The organism is Mycetocola sp. Y171, assembly GCF_056713165.1.
In genome coordinates this window covers 1,121,528-1,137,323 of record NZ_JBWYGX010000002.1, presented here as the reverse complement: position 1 = coordinate 1,137,323, position 15,796 = coordinate 1,121,528, and the positions used below count along the sequence as shown (strand labels likewise).

Genomic DNA, 15,796 nt, shown 5'->3' with positions numbered 1-15,796 from the left:
CGGTTAGCGGCGGATGGCGTCGAGCACGGTGGCAGCGGTGACGCCTGAGCCCGCCGGGCTGGGGTGCAGCAGATCGGGAAGCAGAAGGGTGTCGGCGTCGGGGGAGTCGAGGTACGCCGTGTGCACGTCGATCGGCCGGATCGCCTGGTTCTCGGCGAGCCACGCGGTGACATTGTCGATCACCGCGGTGTGTGCGGCGGCCCACTGGTCGAACCTCGGGTTCTCGAGGATGGCGGCGTAACCGACCGACTCGGGCCAGTACCGTTCGACCTCGGCGACGAGGGCGGTCAGCTGCGGCCCCACCGTCTCCGGTTTCGGAACGTTATTGAGGCCGTGGTTGAAGACCACGAGGTCGGGCTGTGCTGGCATGAGGGCGGCGAAGTGGTCGAGAGAGTACGCGCCGGTCTTGCCGCTCGCTGAACCGTTCCAGACGATGATCGGCGCGGATGCTCCGTCTTCGTTCGACCGGATCTCCGGCAGGTAGGTGTTGGTGAGGATGTCCCACGGGTGCTGGATCAGTGGGCGGTCGAGTTCCTCGGACAGCTCACGGAAGGCGAGGTCGACCCACTCGCCCGGCTCGTTTCCGGTCGAGTCGCCGATCACGGAGACGACGAACGGGCGGCCAGAATCTGTGAGGCGATCCCGGGCGTCGGCGAAGGAGACGAGGCGCGACCGGGGTTCTGCGGCGACCACGGGTCCGTCGTCGGCACCGGCCGATGTGCCCGCTGCCGGGCGCGGGAGTGTGGCGAAGGCGACGCTGACCAGCACCGCTCCGACGAGGACGGGGACACCGACCCTGAGGAGCACTGTCGACACGAAGCCGGGACGCCGGGATCCCCGGCGAAGAAGGCGTCGCGTCGTGCTCATGGGTCTAGGGTACGTGCCCGCGAGGGGTGCGAATGACATGTCACCACCTTTGGGGTGACACGGGTCGATCCCCGGCGCATGCCGCGCGCCGGACAGGGTCGCAACCGGCCATTCAATAGACTGGCAGGGTGGCACACCGGGATAACCCAGAACCGAGCGACCGCATCCTGACGGTCCCGAATCTGCTGAGCTTTCTGCGCCTCGCGCTCGTTCCGGTCTTCCTCATCCTCCTGGTCGAGGGGGAGGACGTCGTCGCCCTGATCGTGCTGGCACTGTCCGGCTTCACCGACTTCCTCGACGGCTGGATCGCGCGCCGGTTCAACCAGGTGTCGAAGCTCGGCCAGCTGCTCGATCCGGCCGCCGATCGCCTGTACATCCTCGCCGCGCTGCTCGGACTGGGGTGGAGGGACCTCATCCCGTTGTGGCTCGTTGTGGTGATCATCGCCAGGGACATCATGCTGGTCGTGCTCGCCGCCGTTCTCGCGAAGATCGGGCACGGTGCCTTCCCGGTGAACTGGGTGGGCAAGTGGGCGACCGCGTGCCTGTTCGTCGGGCTGCCCCTGCTGATGCTCGCCGCTGCGTTCCCCGACACGGCGAACTACACGCAACCGTTCGGGATGATCTTCGCCGTGGTCGGAGCAATCCTCTACTGGTGGGCGGGTGTGCTCTATCTCGTCCAGACGGTGAAGGCATCCGGAAAACGCGAGGGACAGACCGGGTCGCGATCCGATACGCTGGAACCCTAGGAGGTACAGGTGTCATATCCCAACGAGCAGAATCCCCCCACAGGGGCGTTTCTGCGCGAGCCGGCTGCACACGATGATGCAGCGGGCGCCGCAAACGGTACAACCGCAAGTTTCAGTCGTGACCTGGCCGCCAGTCTGGCCAACGTCGACAGTGACATCAGCGCAGAGGAGCAGGAAGCGATTGCCGCCCTGCCCAGCGGTTCTGCCCTGCTGATCGTTCGTCGCGGCCCCAACTCCGGTGCCCGATTCCTGCTCGACGCCGATGTCACGCCGGTCGGTCGTCACCCGGATGCCGACATCTTCCTCGACGACGTCACGGTCTCCCGCCGTCACGCGGAGTTCCTGCGCCATGGTGTGGCGTTCGAGATCAAGGACCTCAACTCGCTGAACGGCACCTACTTCGACGGCGTGCGTATCGACAGCGCACTGCTGAGCGACGGCGCCGAGGTGCAGATCGGCAAGTTCCGGCTGACCTTCTACCCGTCACGCCTCGACCTGCTTCCGCCCTCGGACGCCTAGACCGTGTCTGCCCAGGCAGCGCACCGCAGCTACGAGCGCGACCCCGGCAACGGCAAGACCCAGGCGGCGCCACAGCTCCTCAGCATCGGCCAGGTACTGGCGCGGCTGGCGAAGGAGTTCCCGGACCTCAGCAACTCGAAGCTGCGGTTCCTGGAGGAACAGGGACTCGTGTCGCCGTCACGCACCAAGTCCGGCTACCGCAAGTTCTCCCCGAAGGATGTCGAACGTCTCCGGCTCATCCTGTCGATGCAGCGCGACCATTACCTGCCGCTCAAGGTGATCCGCGGCCACCTGGCCGACCTCGACGCCGGGCGGGCGCCCGTTCTGCCCGGGGCTTCTCCCACAGGGCAGATCTCCACGATCATCCCGGCAGGACGGCGATATCAGCGCGACGACGTGCTCCGGGAGACCGGGGCGTCTGCCGCCCTCTTTTCGGAGGCCATCTCGGCATCCATCATCACGCCCGGCGACAGCTACGGCGAGGATTCGGTCCAGGTGCTCCGCTCACTCGTGGCGCTTCAGCGCTGCGGCATCGAGCCGAGGCACCTCCGTGGCTACCGTGCCACCGCCGAGCGCGAGGTCAGCATGATCGAGAGCGCCCTGCTTCCCATCGCGCGACGCAAGGATGCCGCCAGTCGCGCGCGCGCCGCGGAACTCTCCGGTGAGATCGCCGGTCAGCTCGACGTGATCCGCGCCAGCCTGGTCCGCAGCGCGCTCGGACGGTTGACGTCGTAGACTGAACCCAGGCGCCGCGATTGTCACAGAATGATCACGGCCACCCGACACGCCGGACCGTTCGGTTCGGATGTCGTTGTAGAAGCCGACAGCCCTCGGTACCGTGGACTGTGCGGTACCGCCGCAGCAGATTCTTCAGAGGAGTACACGGATGAGCGAAATTCCCGCCAACGATAATCCTCGCTATGACCTCGGGCTGCTGTTCACCGATGGACTGCCCGAGATGGACGACCAGGCCGGCTACCGTGGCGCTGTCGCCGCGCGGGCCGCAGGCATCAGCTACCGCCAGCTCGATTACTGGGCACGCACCGGTCTCGTCGAGCCGACCGTGCGTGGTGCAGCCGGATCCGGTTCGCAGCGTCTTTACGGCTTCCGAGACATCCTCGTCCTCAAACTCGTCAAGCGTCTGCTCGACACCGGGATCTCACTCCAGCAGATCCGCACCGCCGTCAATCAGCTCCGGGAGTCAGGGGTCAACGACCTCGCCCAGACCACGTTGATGAGCGACGGAGCCAGCGTCTACCTCTGCACGTCGGACGATGAGGTCATCGACCTCGTCAGCCGCGGGCAGGGCGTCTTCGGCATCGCCGTCGGCAAGGTGCTCCGCGAAGTGGAGACGAGCCTCATCGAGTTCGACTCGCAGGCTGCAGACCCCATGGACGAGCTCGCCGCTCGTCGCGCCGCGCGCTCCGCCTGAGTCCGCGCCGCCCGGTTATCCGCTCAGATCGGTCAACGCCGCACTCGATAGCGCAGGTGAAGCACCCGGTCGCCTTGAATCACCACGTCGGGATCCTCCAACAGGTGCTGCGCGTGAACCGATCCGAAGAACCGCTCACCCGTCCCGAACACGACGGGTACGACGTCCATCCGCACCTCGTCGATCAGACCCGCGGCAATGGCCTGACCACCGACGTCGCCAGCGGCGACCTCGACGATGCGGTCACCCGCGAGTTCCTGCGCCAGGGCCACGGCTGCCTCGACGCCGTCGACGAAGTGAAACGGCGCCTCGGGGTTCCAGCCCTCGGGCTCCGGTCTGTGCGTGACGACGACCATGTGGTCGACCCCGCTCGGAGGTATCCCGTCCCAGCCGTCCGTCATGTCGAAGACGCGGCGGCCGACGATTGTCACTCCGATCTGGTCCCAGTACCGCCGGGTGTAGTCGTAGGACGCCTGTGACACCTTCAGGACACCGCTCTCGTCCAGCGGGACGTCACCGCTGGTCAGCCAGTCGAACAACGGTCCGGGCTGATCGTTCTCGTCTGCGACGAAGCCGTCGACCGAGACCGAGCTGTACATGACCACCGTGCCCACGGGGCCCTCCTTTGCTTGGGGTGGCCCCATTTTAGCGAGTCGTGCGTGACGGGCGCGCGACGTCGTCCGCGGATGCGAGGGATCGCTGCGCGACATCAGTGACCCATGAGTGAGGTGATCACCTGGGACGAACCAGCGAAAGCATCATCTCCGGTCGACGGCATCAGCTGCGCGAGGAGTCCTCGCCCGGAACTGATGCCCTCGCCGGAGTGGCTAGCGTGCGGCTTTGGCGGCGTCGGCGTACTCGCCGACGCGACCGGTCCGGAGAACGCGGTCGAGGAGCTGGTCGAAGTTCGACGCCATCTCCTGTGCGCTGTCGCCCGGCCAGATGTGCAGTGGCTTCGCCGCACCCTGCGCCTGCTGGAGCGATGTGCGCTCGGGCAGCTGAGGGCTGAGGACGAGGGGACCGAACATGTCGCGCAGTTCCTTGATCCGGAACTGGTGTTCCATGGACTGCGAACGCACGCGGTTGACGACGATTCCGAGGGGCTGGAGCCTGGGGCTGAGGCCCCTGCGGATCTCCTCGATGGCGCGAAGGGCGCGGTCGGCGGCTGCGACCGAGAAGAGGCCGGGTTCGGTGACGACGACGACGCGGTCACTGGCCGCCCACGCCGTGCGGGTGAGGGCGTTGAGGGAAGGTGCGCAGTCGATGAGCACGAGGTCGTAGTCGTCCTCGACGTGAGCGAGCGCCTCTTCGAGCTTCCAGATGTCGCGGATCGACGGGTGCGGGCCGTCGAAGTTGATGGCTGACGGGCTCCCGATCAGCACATCGATGGTTCCAGGGTGCGTCTTCGTCCAGCCGCTTGGCGCGATCGCCTGGCGGACCGTCTTCTCCTTCGGCGAGGCGAGTACGTCCGCAACATTCAGGCGGCCAGCGAGCGCGATGTCCATGCCTGTGGAGACATCCGACTGCGGATCGAGGTCGACGACGAGGGTCCGGACGCCCTTGGCGAACGCGGCGGAGGCCAGGCCAAGGCTGACGGTGGTTTTCCCGACGCCTCCCTTGAGGCTCGAGACGCTGAGTACGTGCACAAGTAGATACGTTACCTTCACTAAGCTGGGAGAACCTAACCGTTCCCTGTGCGCTGTGCTGCCAGAGAGGTCTGCATGTTCAAGAAAATTCTCGTTGCCAACCGAGGCGAAATCGCCATTCGCGCGTTCCGCGCCGCTTACGAACTCGGGGCAAAAACCGTTGCGGTCTTCCCATACGAGGACCGCAATTCCATGCATAGGCTGAAGGCCGACGAGGCCTATCAGATCGGCGAACCCGGACACCCGGTTCGTGCGTACCTGGACGTGGCCGAGATCATTCGCGTCGCCGTCGAATCCGGCGCAGACGCCATCTACCCGGGTTACGGCTTCCTCTCGGAGAACCCGGAACTCGCCGAGCAGGCTGCCGCCAACGGCATCACCTTCATCGGCCCGACGTCGAACGTGCTCGAGATGGCCGGCAACAAGGTCACGGCGAAGACGCACGCGATCGAGGCGGGCGTCCCCGTTCTCGCCTCGACCCCCGCGTCACGCGACATCGACGAGCTCCTCGCCGGGGCAGACGAGGTCGGCTTCCCCCTCTTCGCCAAGGCCGTCGCCGGCGGTGGCGGAAGGGGCATGCGCCGGGTGGCCACGAAGGAAGAGCTGGCCCCGGCACTGGCAGAGGCCATGCGTGAGGCCGACAGTGCTTTCGGCGACCCCACCATGTTCCTCGAGCAGGCGGTCATCCGCCCGAGGCACATCGAGGTGCAGATTCTCGCGGATGCCGGCGGCGAGACCGTCCACCTGTTCGAGCGTGACTGCTCCGTCCAGCGCCGCAACCAGAAAGTCGTCGAGATCGCCCCTGCGCCGAACATCAGCGACGAGCTGCGCGCGAACCTGTACCGCGACGCCATCGCGTTCGCCAGGTCGATCGGCTACGTCAACGCAGGAACCGTCGAGTTCCTCCTCGACACCGCAGGAGAGCGCGCAGGCAAGCACGTCTTCATCGAGATGAACCCACGCATCCAGGTCGAGCACACCGTCACGGAGGAAGTCACCGACGTCGACCTCGTCCAGGCACAGATCCGGATCGCGGCGGGCGAGAGCCTCGCCGAGCTCGGGCTGACCCAGGACAAGATCCAGTTGCACGGCGCCGCGCTGCAGTGCAGGATCACGACCGAGGACCCGTCCCAGAACTTCCGTCCCGACACCGGCAAGATCACCACCTACCGCTCTCCTGGTGGCGGCGGCATCCGTCTCGACGGCGGAACGATCAACCCGGGTGCTCAGATCAGCCCCCACTTCGACTCGATGCTCGCCAAGATGACCTGCCGCGGCCGTGATTTCCCCGCTGCCGTCGCCCGCGCCAAGCGCGGACTGGCCGAGTTCCGCATCCGCGGTGTCTCCACCAACATCTCCTTCCTGCAGGCCGTGCTCGAGGATCCGTCGTTCGTGGCAGGCGACTTGAGCACGTCATTCATCGACGAGCGCCCACAGCTCGTCCGTGGCCGGGTCTCGAAAGACCGCGGAACGAAGATCATGAACTGGCTCGCCGACGTCACGGTGAACCAGCCGCACGGACCCCGCCCGACGAACTTCCACCCGGCCGAGAAGCTGCCGGCGATCGATCTCAGCCAGCCAGCACCCGCCGGTGCCAGGCAGCGGCTCCTCGAGCTCGGACCACAGGGCTTCGCCCGTTCCCTGCGCGAGCAGACCGCCCTTGCCGTCACCGAGACCACCTTCCGCGACGCCCACCAGTCGCTCCTGGCCACACGCGTGCGCACCCGCGACCTGCTCGCAGCGGCACCGCACGTCGCCAGGCTCACACCCGAGTTGCTCTCGGTCGAGGCCTGGGGCGGCGCCACCTATGACGTGGCGCTCCGGTTCCTCGGCGAAGACCCGTGGGAGCGGCTGTCGAGCCTCCGTGAGGCCCTGCCGAACATCAACATCCAGATGCTCCTCCGTGGGCGCAACACCGTCGGTTACACGCCGTATCCGACGGCGGTGACGGATGCCTTCGTCCGCGAGGCCGCAGACAGTGGCGTCGACATCTTCCGCATCTTCGACGCGCTCAACGACGTCAACCAGATGCGCCCCGCCATCGAGTCAGTGCTCGCAACGGGAACGACCGTGGCCGAGGTCGCCGTCTGCTACACCGGTGACCTGCTCGACCCGGCCGAGGACCTGTACACGCTCGACTACTATCTCAGGCTCGCCGATGAGATCGTCTCTGCGGGTGCCCACATCCTCGCCATCAAGGACATGGCCGGGCTGCTCAGGCCTGCAGCGGCCGCCCGACTGGTCTCGGCATTCCGCGACCGGTTCGACGTTCCCGTCCACGTGCACACCCATGACACCGCGGGCGGGCAGCTCGCCACCCTGCTGGCTGCCAGCCAGGCCGGCGCTGACGCCGTCGACGTGGCCAGCGCGCCGATGGCAGGGACGACGAGCCAGCCGTCGGCATCCGCCCTCGTCGCCGCCCTTGCGCACACCGAACGGGACACGGGCCTCTCGCTGAAGGCCGTCACAGACCTCGAGCCGTACTGGGAAGCGGTCCGCCACATCTACAAGCCGTTCGAGTCAGGTCTTCCCGGCCCGACCGGCCGGGTCTACCGCCATGAGATCCCGGGCGGCCAGCTCTCGAACCTGCGACAGCAGGCCATCGCACTCGGACTCGCCGACCACTTCGAACTGATCGAGGACATGTACGCGGCCGCGAACAGCATCCTCGGTCGTGTGCCGAAAGTCACGCCGTCGTCGAAGGTCGTCGGCGACCTCGCCCTCTACCTCGCGGCCGTGAAGGCAGACCCGGCCGACTTCGCCGAGAACCCCGACAAGTACGACGTGCCGGATTCGGTCGTCGGTTTCATGGCCGGGGAACTCGGAGACCTTCCGGGCGGCTGGCCCGAACCGTTCCGCAGCAAGGTCCTCGCCGGGCGACACATCGACATCGAGGTGGCACCGCTCAGCGACGATGACCAGAAGCTGCTCGACGGAACATCGCTCGAGCGTCGCTCGACGCTCAACCGCCTGTTGTTCCCTGCGCCGACCAAGCAGTTCGAGCACGTGCGTGAGACCTATGGCGACCTCTCCGTCGTCGACACCATCGACTACCTGTATGGGCTGGAGCCCGGCGCCGAGCACGTGATCGAGATCGGGAAGGGCGTGCGCCTGTACGCCGGCCTCGAGGCGATCGGCGAACCGGACGACAAGGGCATGCGCACCGTCATGACCACTCTCAACGGCCAGCTGCGCCCTGTCTTCATCCGAGACACGAGCATCAAGGTCGAGACGAAGGCGGTCGAGAAGGCCGACACGTCCAAGCCGGGTCAGGTCGCCGCTCCGTTCTCCGGAGTGGTGACGCTCAAGGTCCAGGAGGGCGACGTCGTCGAGGCCGGTGACGCGGTCGCGTCGATCGAGGCCATGAAGATGGAAGCGGCGATCACGACAGCGATCTCCGGCCGGATCCAGCGCCTCGCCATCCCCGGCACCCAGCAGGTGGAGGCCGGCGACCTGATCGTGGTGGTGCAGCCGGGGGAGTAGCCGGCGTGTCGGGATTTCCGGGCACCCGCCTAAACTTGAGGTCGAACCCGAACGAAGGGGGTAGCTCTCATGGCTCCCACCAAACCAGGCGGCGGCTCCCCGCGTCACACCACTGACGACCTCGTCGAGCCCAGGCTCGACGACGGCGGCGTCGACACGGCCGCGCTCGACGTCGTCGGATCCCCGGCGACGGTGACCGTGCAGCTCCCTGCTGCGCCGATCCACGACATCCCCGAGGACGAGCAGGCGGTCGCCATCGACGACGTCGCCGTGAACCCTGACTCCGAGCAGCCGGTCACCCGGTCGGTCGAGGTCATCGCCACGGTCGTCACCGTGCCCGCGGCGGAGGAATCTCCCAGTGTCAGCGCCACGCGCTACCAGACCGGCGCACCTGAGTCGTCAGCGCAGCTCACGAGCGAACGCCTGCTCGAGGGAACCCCGGCGACTCGCGTGCCCCCGGAGGGTCGGTGGCAGCGCCTCGTCTACGACCTGACCGGGCAACGGGTGAACCTCGGCGACTCGGCCGAAGTGACGGCACGCAAAGACCTCGACCGTCGCATCCGCCGGTCCTTCGAGGGCGGGGCGCGCTTCGTGCCCGTGCTGACCAGGAAGGGCGGTGTAGGCAAGACCACGGTCACAGCGCTCCTCGGGATGGCCCTCGCGGATTCCCGCGACGACCGCACCATCGCGATCGACGCCAACCCCGACCGCGGGACCCTGTCCGAACGGATCGCTCAGCACACCGACTTCACGGTTCGGGACATCGTGCGAGATGTCGACAGCATCACCGGCTACAACGAGTTCTCCTCACACGTCGCTCGCGACGAGACCAGACTCGACGTCCTCGCGTCTGACACGGACCCCCACCTGGCTGAAGCGTTCAACGAGAACGACTACGACATCGTCGCCGACCTGGCCGCCCGGTATTACTCGCTCGTCCTCACCGACTGCGGCACCGGCATCGTGCACTCCGTCATGAGGGCGACGCTGGCCCGCGCAGACTCCGTCGTCATCGTCTCCGGCTCGAGCGTCGACGAAGCCAGGCTGGCCTCTGAGACGCTGACCTGGCTCGAGCAGAACGGCTACGAGCACCTCGTGACCAATGCCATCGTTGCTCTCAACACGGCGACGCAGGGCTCCCACATGGTCAGGCTCGATGAGATCGAGAGCCACTTCCAGTCCCGGGTGCGCGAGATCGTACGCATCCCCTACGACCCTCAACTCGCTGCCGGCGCGGCGATCACGTTCCGTGACCTCCGTCCGGTGACGCGCCACGCTGCCCGCACACTCGCCGCCCTCGTCGTCGAGGGCATTCCCTCGCGGCGCCCATGACCGCACACCACAACGAAAGACACCAGTGACAGAACGACAGATCCGCATTTTCGGGGACCCGGTCCTCAAGACCGTTTCCGAACCGATCGGAGACATCGACGATGGCGTCCGCGGCCTCGTGGACGACCTGCTCGACAGCGTACGGCCGCCAGGGCGGGCCGGAGTGGCCGCCAGCCAGATCGGGGTGAATCTTCGGGCATTCAGCTACAACATCGACGGCGACATCGGCTACATCCTCAACCCGGTCATCGTCGAGACGCAGGGGGAGAAGGAACCCGTCGACGAGGGATGCCTTTCTGTCCCGAATCTCTGGTACCCGACACCGCGCTACCCGTTCGTGCGCGTCACCGGCCTCGACCTGGACGGCAACACGATCGAACTGAGCGGCACAGGACTGCTGTCGCAGGCGCTGCAGCACGAGATCGACCACCTCGACGGACTGCTCTACCTCGACCGCCTCGAGAAAGAGAACCGCAGGGCTGCCATGAAAGAGATCCGCGAGAGCGACTGGTTCTAAGCCGCACGGCCTGGGCTGACAGGCGCAGGCGACAACAAGAACGCCGGCCGGTTCCGAACCCCGAGGGGAACGGAACCGGCCGGCGTCTTCGGTCCGACGGGGCCTAGCCGAGCGGGATGCCCTGCGTGGGGGCGTCAGCGTACAGCTTGTCGATGTCCGGTGCGAAGTCCTTGAGGATCACGTGGCGCTTGATGCTGAGCTTCGGCGTCAGGTGACCACTCGCCTCGGTGAATTCTGTCGGGAGGACAACGAACTTGCGGATGGATTCGGCGCGCGACACCCGGGTGTTCGCCGCATCGATCGCCCGCTGGATCTCGGCGAGCACTGCGGGGTTCTTCGTGGCCTGGTCGAGGCTGAGCGACGCGTCCTGGCCGTTGTTGCCGAGCCAGGTGCCGATCATTTCCGAGTCGAGGGTGATGAGCGCGGAGATGAACGGGCGCTGGTCGCCCACGACGACGACCTGGCCGACCACAGGGTTGGACCGGATCGGGTCTTCGAGGGCGGCGGGTGCGACGTTCTTCCCGGCAGCCGTGACGATGATCTCCTTCTTGCGACCGGTGATCGTGAGGTTGCCGTCCTTGTCGAATGCACCCAGGTCGCCTGTGCGGAACCAGCCGTCGTTGAACGACTCGGCGGTGGCCTCGGGGTTCTTCCAGTACTCCTTGAAGACGTTGATTCCCTTGACCTCGATCTCGCCGTCGTCGAGGATCCGGATCGAGACACCGGGCATCGCCGGTCCGACCGTGCCGATCGGCGTCTTCCCTGGGCGGCCGACAGAGGCGGGCGCCGTGGTCTCGGTGAGTCCGTAGCCTTCGAGGATCTCGATACCGAGGCTGTGGAAGAAGTGGCCGAGCCTCTGTCCGAGCGGCGCAGACCCCGAGACGGCGTATTCGACGTTGCCACCCATTGCGGTCCGCAGCTTGCCATAGACGAGCCGGTCGAACAGCGCGAACTGCAGCTTCAGCCCGAGAGGGATCGAGCCGCCCTTCTGCTTCGCGATCGAGTGCGCGACGGCGACGTCTGCTGCCTTGCGGAAGATCTTGCCTTTGCCCCCTGCCTCCGCCTTCTGCTCGGCCGAGTTATAGACCTTCTCGAATACGCGAGGCACGGCGAGGAGGTAGCTGGGCTTGAACGACCCGAGCGACGGCAGCAACTGCTTCGTGTCCGGCTGGTGACCGGTCTTCACGCCTGCGTGCACGTTGAGCACTGAGATGAATCGCGCGAAGATGTGCGCGAGCGTGATGAACAGCAGGGTGGATGCCCCGTTGGGGCCGTCGACGACCTCGCGGAGCGCGACGGCCGAGTTGCGTGACAGCTCGACGAAGTTCGAGTGGGTGATGACACAGCCCTTGGGCTTCCCGGTGGAACCAGAGGTGTAGATGAGCGTCGCGATGTCCGAACCGACGGCGAGGTTGCGCCTGCGCTCGATCTCTTCGTCGGAGACGGATGTCCCTGATGCTGCGAGCTTGTCGAGGTCGCCGAGCGCGATCTGCCACACGTTCTGCACCAAGGGCACGTCCGGGTGGACCTCGTCGAAGCGCGCGAAGTGGTCGGCGGTCTCGACGATCATGGCGACGGCGCCGGAGTCGGTGAGGTTCCACTGCACCTGGCTGGGAGAGCTGGTCTCGTAGACGGGAACGAGGATGGCGCCGGCGAACCAGGTCGCGAAGTCGATCAGGGTCCATTCGTAGCTGGTCTTGGCCATCAGGCCGATCTTGTCGCCAGGCTGGATCCCGGCGGCGACGAGGCCCTTCGCGAGGGCGACGACCTGGCGATGGAACTCGGCGCCGGAGACATCCACCCATCCTCCGTTCCTGGGGAGGGCGAAGAGGGGAGCGTCAGGCGTCTGCCTGACCCGGTCGACGAGGAGGTCGGTCGCATTGGCGTTCGGATCGGCGGCGACGACGGCGGGTACTTCGAACTGTTGCAAGGTAACTCCTTTGGTACCTGTAGGGGCAAGGTACGTCCTACTCTAGAGGGCGCGCTGCCGCCGATCCCGATCAGATGGCGGGACTTGGGCCGGATCACTAAACTGGCACGGGCCGCGAGGATCGTTGTTGTGGCTTTCGACAATTCACCCCGACCCCGGCCCTGGAGGTTTTTCGCGTGCACGCCATTGGCATCGACATCGGCGGGACCAAGATCGCCGGCGCCCTGGTCGACGATGACGGTGTCATCGTCGCCGATGCACGCGTTCCGACTCCGGCCGGCCCGACCCAGCTGATCGAGGACGCCGTCGTCGAGATGGTGGCCCGTCTGGCATCCGGTCGCGAGGTCGAGGGTGTCGGGGTGGCAGCCGCAGGGTTCATCGACGCCGCCCAGTCGACCGTCTATTACGCACCGAACATCAACTGGCGTAACGAGCCGTTCCAGGCGCGGCTGTCCGCTCGCATCGACCTGCCGATCGTCATCGAGAACGATGCCAACGCCGCAGGCTGGGCCGAGTTCCGATACGGCGCCGGACGCCTGTACAGCGATATGGTCATGCTCACGATCGGCACGGGGGTCGGCGGTGCGATCGTCACCGAGGACCGCCTTTTCCGAGGCGGCTTCGGAGCAGGCGCCGAACTCGGCCACCTGCGCCTCGTCCCTGATGGCCTCCCGTGCGGCTGCGGCCAGCACGGCTGCCTCGAGCAGTACGGATCAGGGCGCGCGCTGTTGCGGATGGCGAACGAGTTGGCGGATGCCGGCGGCATCGGCCAGGCTCTCGCCGAACGGCGTGCGGTCACCGGCGTCCTCGCCGGACACGATGTCTCCGACCTGATCAGCGCCGGTGACGGCGGTGCACTCGCCGCCGTGCGCCAGCTCGGCAACTGGCTCGGCCAGGGTTGTGCTTCGCTCGGAGCCGTCCTCGACCCCCAGCTGTTCGTGTTCGGCGGTGGAGTGGCGCAGGTCGGGGAACTGATCCTCGAGCCGATCCGCCACGCCTACCTCGATCACCTGCCTGCGAGGGGATACCATCCCGAACCGGAGTTCCGCATCGCAGAACTCGTCAACGACGCCGGTGTCGTCGGTGCGGCCGATCTCGCGCGGGTCGCCGCCCGTCGCTCCGCCCCCGCGAACAGCGCATAGAGGATACTGGGACAACGATGTTCTATTGGTTCATGAAGTACCTGGTGGCGGGGCCGCTGCTGAAGTCCGTGTTCCGGCCCTGGGTGATCGGCCAGGAGAACGTCCCGCGCACGGGTGGCGTGATCATGGCGTCGAACCACCTCTCGGTCATCGACTCGGTCTTCCTGCCCCTCTACCTCGACCGCCGGATCTCCTTCCTGGCGAAGAGCGAGTACTTCACCGGCAAGGGCCTCAAGGGCTGGGTGACGCGGGTGTTCATGAAGGCGACGGGCCAGTTGCCGATCGACCGCTCGGGGGGCAAGGCGTCAGAGGCATCCCTGAACACGGGTTTGCGCGTCCTCGGTGGCGGCGACCTCCTCGGGATCTATCCGGAGGGCACGCGGAGCCCGGACGGCAAGATGTACAGGGGCAGGACCGGGGTGGCCAGGATGGTCCTCGAGGCCGGAGTCCCCATCGTCCCGATCGCGATGATCGACACGGAGAAGATGATGCCGATCGGCAGGAGGCTCCCTCGGATCCGCAGGATCGGGATCATCATCGGCGAGCCGCTCGACTTCAGCCGGTTCGAGGGGATGGAGGGTGATCGCTTCATTCTGCGCTCGATCACGGATGAGCTGATGTACGAAATGCAGCGGCTCAGCAAGCAGGAATACGTCGACGTGTACGCCACGAGCGTGAAGGAAAAGGCGCCAACTCTTTCGCGGTAGGGTTGAAAAATCGGGCTGCATCGCGGCTCGAATCCCCTCACGAAGAGAAACAGGAAGCGTTCCGTGGTAGATCCAACTGATCCGGTGGTATTGGCAGATGATTCTGTGATTGCCGGGTTGGACTATTGGCGTGAACTGCCGATCAAGCAGCAGCCTGACTGGCCCGATTCGGATGCCGTCGGTCGCGCCAGCGCGCAGATCGCCTCGTTCCCTCCCCTCGTCTTCGCCGGCGAGGTCGACATCCTCCGTGAACGACTGGCCCGTGCGGCCAGCGGTGACGCCTTCCTGCTCCAGGGAGGCGACTGCGCCGAGACCTTCGCGGGTGCGACTGCCGACCAGATCCGCAATCGGGTGAAGACCCTCCTGCAGATGGCCGTCGTCCTCACCTACGGCGCGTCCATGCCTGTCATCAAGATGGGCCGGATGGCCGGGCAGTTCGCCAAGCCGCGATCGAGCGACACCGAGACTCGCGGGGACGTCACCCTTCCCGCGTACCGTGGCGACATCGTCAACGGCTACGACTTCACCCCTGAGTCCCGCCGTGCAGACCCGAACCGGCTCGTGCAGGGGTACCACACGGCAGCGTCGACGCTCAACCTGATCCGCGCGTTCACGCAGGGCGGATTCGCCGACCTGCGCCAGGTGCACAGCTGGAACAAGGGTTTCGCGTCGAACCCGGCGAACCACCGCTACGAGCAGCTTGCTCGCGAGATCGACAAGGCCATCCGTTTCATGGAGGCAGCAGGCGCCGACTTCGACGAGCTCAAGCGGGTCGAGTTCTACACGGCTCACGAGGCGCTGCTGATGGACTACGAGCGGCCGATGACGCGGATCGATTCCCGCACAGGGACGCCGTACAACACGTCATCGCACTTCATCTGGATCGGGGAGCGCACGCGCGACCTCGACGGAGCACACGTGGACTTCCTCTCCAGGGTACGCAACCCGATCGGTGTGAAGCTCGGCCCGTCGACCTCCGCCCAGGACATGCAGGATCTCATCGAGAAGCTCGACCCCGATCGCGAACCGGGGCGGCTCACGTTCATCACCCGCATGGGCGCAGGCAAGATCCGCGACGCGCTTCCGCCGCTCCTCGAAGCCATCAAGGCGTCAGAGGCGAACCCGCTCTGGGTGACCGATCCGATGCACGGAAACGGGATCACGACGCCGAACGGGTACAAGACCCGCCGGTTCGATGATGTCGTCGACGAGGTCAAGGGCTTCTTCGAGGCGCACCGCGCAGCGGGAACGCACCCGGGCGGCATCCACGTGGAGCTCACGGGGGACGACGTCACCGAGTGCCTCGGCGGATCCGAGCAACTGGACGAGGCGTCGCTCGCGACGAGGTACGAATCGCTGTGCGACCCGCGTCTCAACCACATGCAGTCGCTCGAACTGGCGTTCCTCGTTGCAGAGGAACTCGGCAAGTAGGACCGACAGACGAAGGCGCAGGGGCCGAGCCCCGGCGCCTTCGT

At 66.4% G+C, this 15,796-nt stretch carries 14 protein-coding genes; 10 read left to right on the top strand and 4 right to left on the bottom strand.

What is annotated here, in order from left to right; genetic code table 11:
- Nucleotides 1–3: 3 nt before the first annotated feature.
- The gene (locus AC1M2K_RS15110) at nucleotides 4–867 is read right to left on the bottom strand and encodes an SGNH/GDSL hydrolase family protein (protein ID WP_480241563.1); all 864 of its coding nucleotides are present in this window, start codon (nucleotides 865–867) and stop codon (nucleotides 4–6) included.
- A gap of 128 nt (nucleotides 868–995) precedes the next feature.
- On the opposite strand from AC1M2K_RS15110, the gene pgsA reads away from it, so the two are divergent.
- The 4 genes from pgsA to AC1M2K_RS15090 all read left to right on the top strand — a co-directional run bounded on the left by pgsA (nucleotide 996) and on the right by AC1M2K_RS15090 (nucleotide 3,564).
- Entirely contained in the window at nucleotides 996–1,613 is a 618-nt protein-coding gene (gene pgsA, locus AC1M2K_RS15105) for a CDP-diacylglycerol--glycerol-3-phosphate 3-phosphatidyltransferase (protein WP_480236342.1), read from the top strand.
- Nucleotides 1,614–1,664: 51 nt separating this feature from the next.
- The gene (locus tag AC1M2K_RS15100) at nucleotides 1,665–2,132 is read left to right on the top strand and encodes an FHA domain-containing protein (protein ID WP_480237333.1); all 468 of its coding nucleotides are present in this window, start codon (nucleotides 1,665–1,667) and stop codon (nucleotides 2,130–2,132) included.
- A 3-nt stretch (nucleotides 2,133–2,135) separates the two neighbouring features.
- Nucleotides 2,136–2,867, top strand: coding sequence for a transcriptional regulator FtsR (gene ftsR / locus AC1M2K_RS15095; RefSeq protein WP_480236343.1), 732 nt, complete (start codon nucleotides 2,136–2,138; stop codon nucleotides 2,865–2,867).
- A 151-nt stretch (nucleotides 2,868–3,018) separates the two neighbouring features.
- Complete coding sequence (locus AC1M2K_RS15090) at nucleotides 3,019–3,564, top strand: MerR family transcriptional regulator (RefSeq protein WP_480236344.1); 546 nt, start codon at nucleotides 3,019–3,021, stop codon at nucleotides 3,562–3,564.
- A gap of 32 nt (nucleotides 3,565–3,596) precedes the next feature.
- Here the strand turns inward: AC1M2K_RS15090 and AC1M2K_RS15085 are convergent, their stop codons facing one another.
- Together AC1M2K_RS15085 and AC1M2K_RS15080 are read right to left on the bottom strand one after the other, a co-directional pair.
- Entirely contained in the window at nucleotides 3,597–4,178 is a 582-nt protein-coding gene (locus AC1M2K_RS15085; RefSeq protein WP_480241562.1) for a dihydrofolate reductase family protein, read from the bottom strand.
- 213 nt (nucleotides 4,179–4,391) lie between these two features.
- Complete coding sequence (locus AC1M2K_RS15080; RefSeq protein WP_480237334.1) at nucleotides 4,392–5,210, bottom strand: ParA family protein; 819 nt, start codon at nucleotides 5,208–5,210, stop codon at nucleotides 4,392–4,394.
- A 75-nt stretch (nucleotides 5,211–5,285) separates the two neighbouring features.
- Here AC1M2K_RS15080 and AC1M2K_RS15075 point away from each other — a divergent pair, with 75 nt between their 5' ends.
- From AC1M2K_RS15075 to def, 3 genes are all read left to right on the top strand, one after another.
- Nucleotides 5,286–8,693, top strand: coding sequence for a pyruvate carboxylase (locus AC1M2K_RS15075; RefSeq protein ID WP_480241561.1), 3,408 nt, complete (start codon nucleotides 5,286–5,288; stop codon nucleotides 8,691–8,693).
- Nucleotides 8,694–8,762: 69 nt separating this feature from the next.
- Complete coding sequence (locus AC1M2K_RS15070) at nucleotides 8,763–10,025, top strand: MinD/ParA family ATP-binding protein (protein WP_480241560.1); 1,263 nt, start codon at nucleotides 8,763–8,765, stop codon at nucleotides 10,023–10,025.
- Nucleotides 10,026–10,050: 25 nt separating this feature from the next.
- A complete protein-coding gene (gene def / locus AC1M2K_RS15065; RefSeq protein WP_480236348.1) occupies nucleotides 10,051–10,542 on the top strand; it encodes a peptide deformylase in 492 nt (163 codons plus the stop codon).
- 103 nt (nucleotides 10,543–10,645) lie between these two features.
- Here the strand turns inward: def and AC1M2K_RS15060 are convergent, their stop codons facing one another.
- A complete protein-coding gene (locus tag AC1M2K_RS15060) occupies nucleotides 10,646–12,472 on the bottom strand; it encodes an AMP-dependent synthetase/ligase (RefSeq protein WP_480236349.1) in 1,827 nt (608 codons plus the stop codon).
- Nucleotides 12,473–12,648: 176 nt separating this feature from the next.
- Between AC1M2K_RS15060 and AC1M2K_RS15055 the strand changes: the two genes are divergently transcribed.
- The 3 genes from AC1M2K_RS15055 (at nucleotide 12,649) to AC1M2K_RS15045 (ending at nucleotide 15,752) form a co-directional block, all read left to right on the top strand.
- Nucleotides 12,649–13,614 (top strand): ROK family glucokinase, encoded by a 966-nt coding sequence (locus AC1M2K_RS15055; RefSeq protein WP_480241559.1) that lies wholly within the window; start codon nucleotides 12,649–12,651, stop codon nucleotides 13,612–13,614.
- Nucleotides 13,615–13,631: 17 nt separating this feature from the next.
- On the top strand, nucleotides 13,632–14,321 hold the full coding sequence (locus AC1M2K_RS15050) for a lysophospholipid acyltransferase family protein (RefSeq protein WP_480236351.1): 690 nt from the start codon (nucleotides 13,632–13,634) through the stop codon (nucleotides 14,319–14,321).
- Nucleotides 14,322–14,426: 105 nt separating this feature from the next.
- Nucleotides 14,427–15,752: a class II 3-deoxy-7-phosphoheptulonate synthase gene (locus AC1M2K_RS15045; protein ID WP_480237335.1), complete on the top strand. Its 1,326-nt coding sequence runs from the start codon at nucleotides 14,427–14,429 to the stop codon at nucleotides 15,750–15,752.
- The last annotated feature ends 44 nt before the right edge of the window (nucleotides 15,753–15,796 follow it).

Bases quoted from the DNA above. Each gene is read 5' to 3' on its own strand.
- AC1M2K_RS15110 (WP_480241563.1), bottom strand. From the start codon at position 867: ATGAGCACGACGCGACGCCTTCTTCGCCGGGGATCCCGGCGTCCCGGC.
- AC1M2K_RS15090 (WP_480236344.1), top strand. From the start codon at position 3,019: ATGAGCGAAATTCCCGCCAACGATAATCCTCGCTATGACCTCGGGCTG.
- AC1M2K_RS15075 (WP_480241561.1), top strand. From the start codon at position 5,286: ATGTTCAAGAAAATTCTCGTTGCCAACCGAGGCGAAATCGCCATTCGC.
- AC1M2K_RS15070 (WP_480241560.1), top strand. From the start codon at position 8,763: ATGGCTCCCACCAAACCAGGCGGCGGCTCCCCGCGTCACACCACTGAC.
- AC1M2K_RS15050 (WP_480236351.1), top strand. From the start codon at position 13,632: ATGTTCTATTGGTTCATGAAGTACCTGGTGGCGGGGCCGCTGCTGAAG.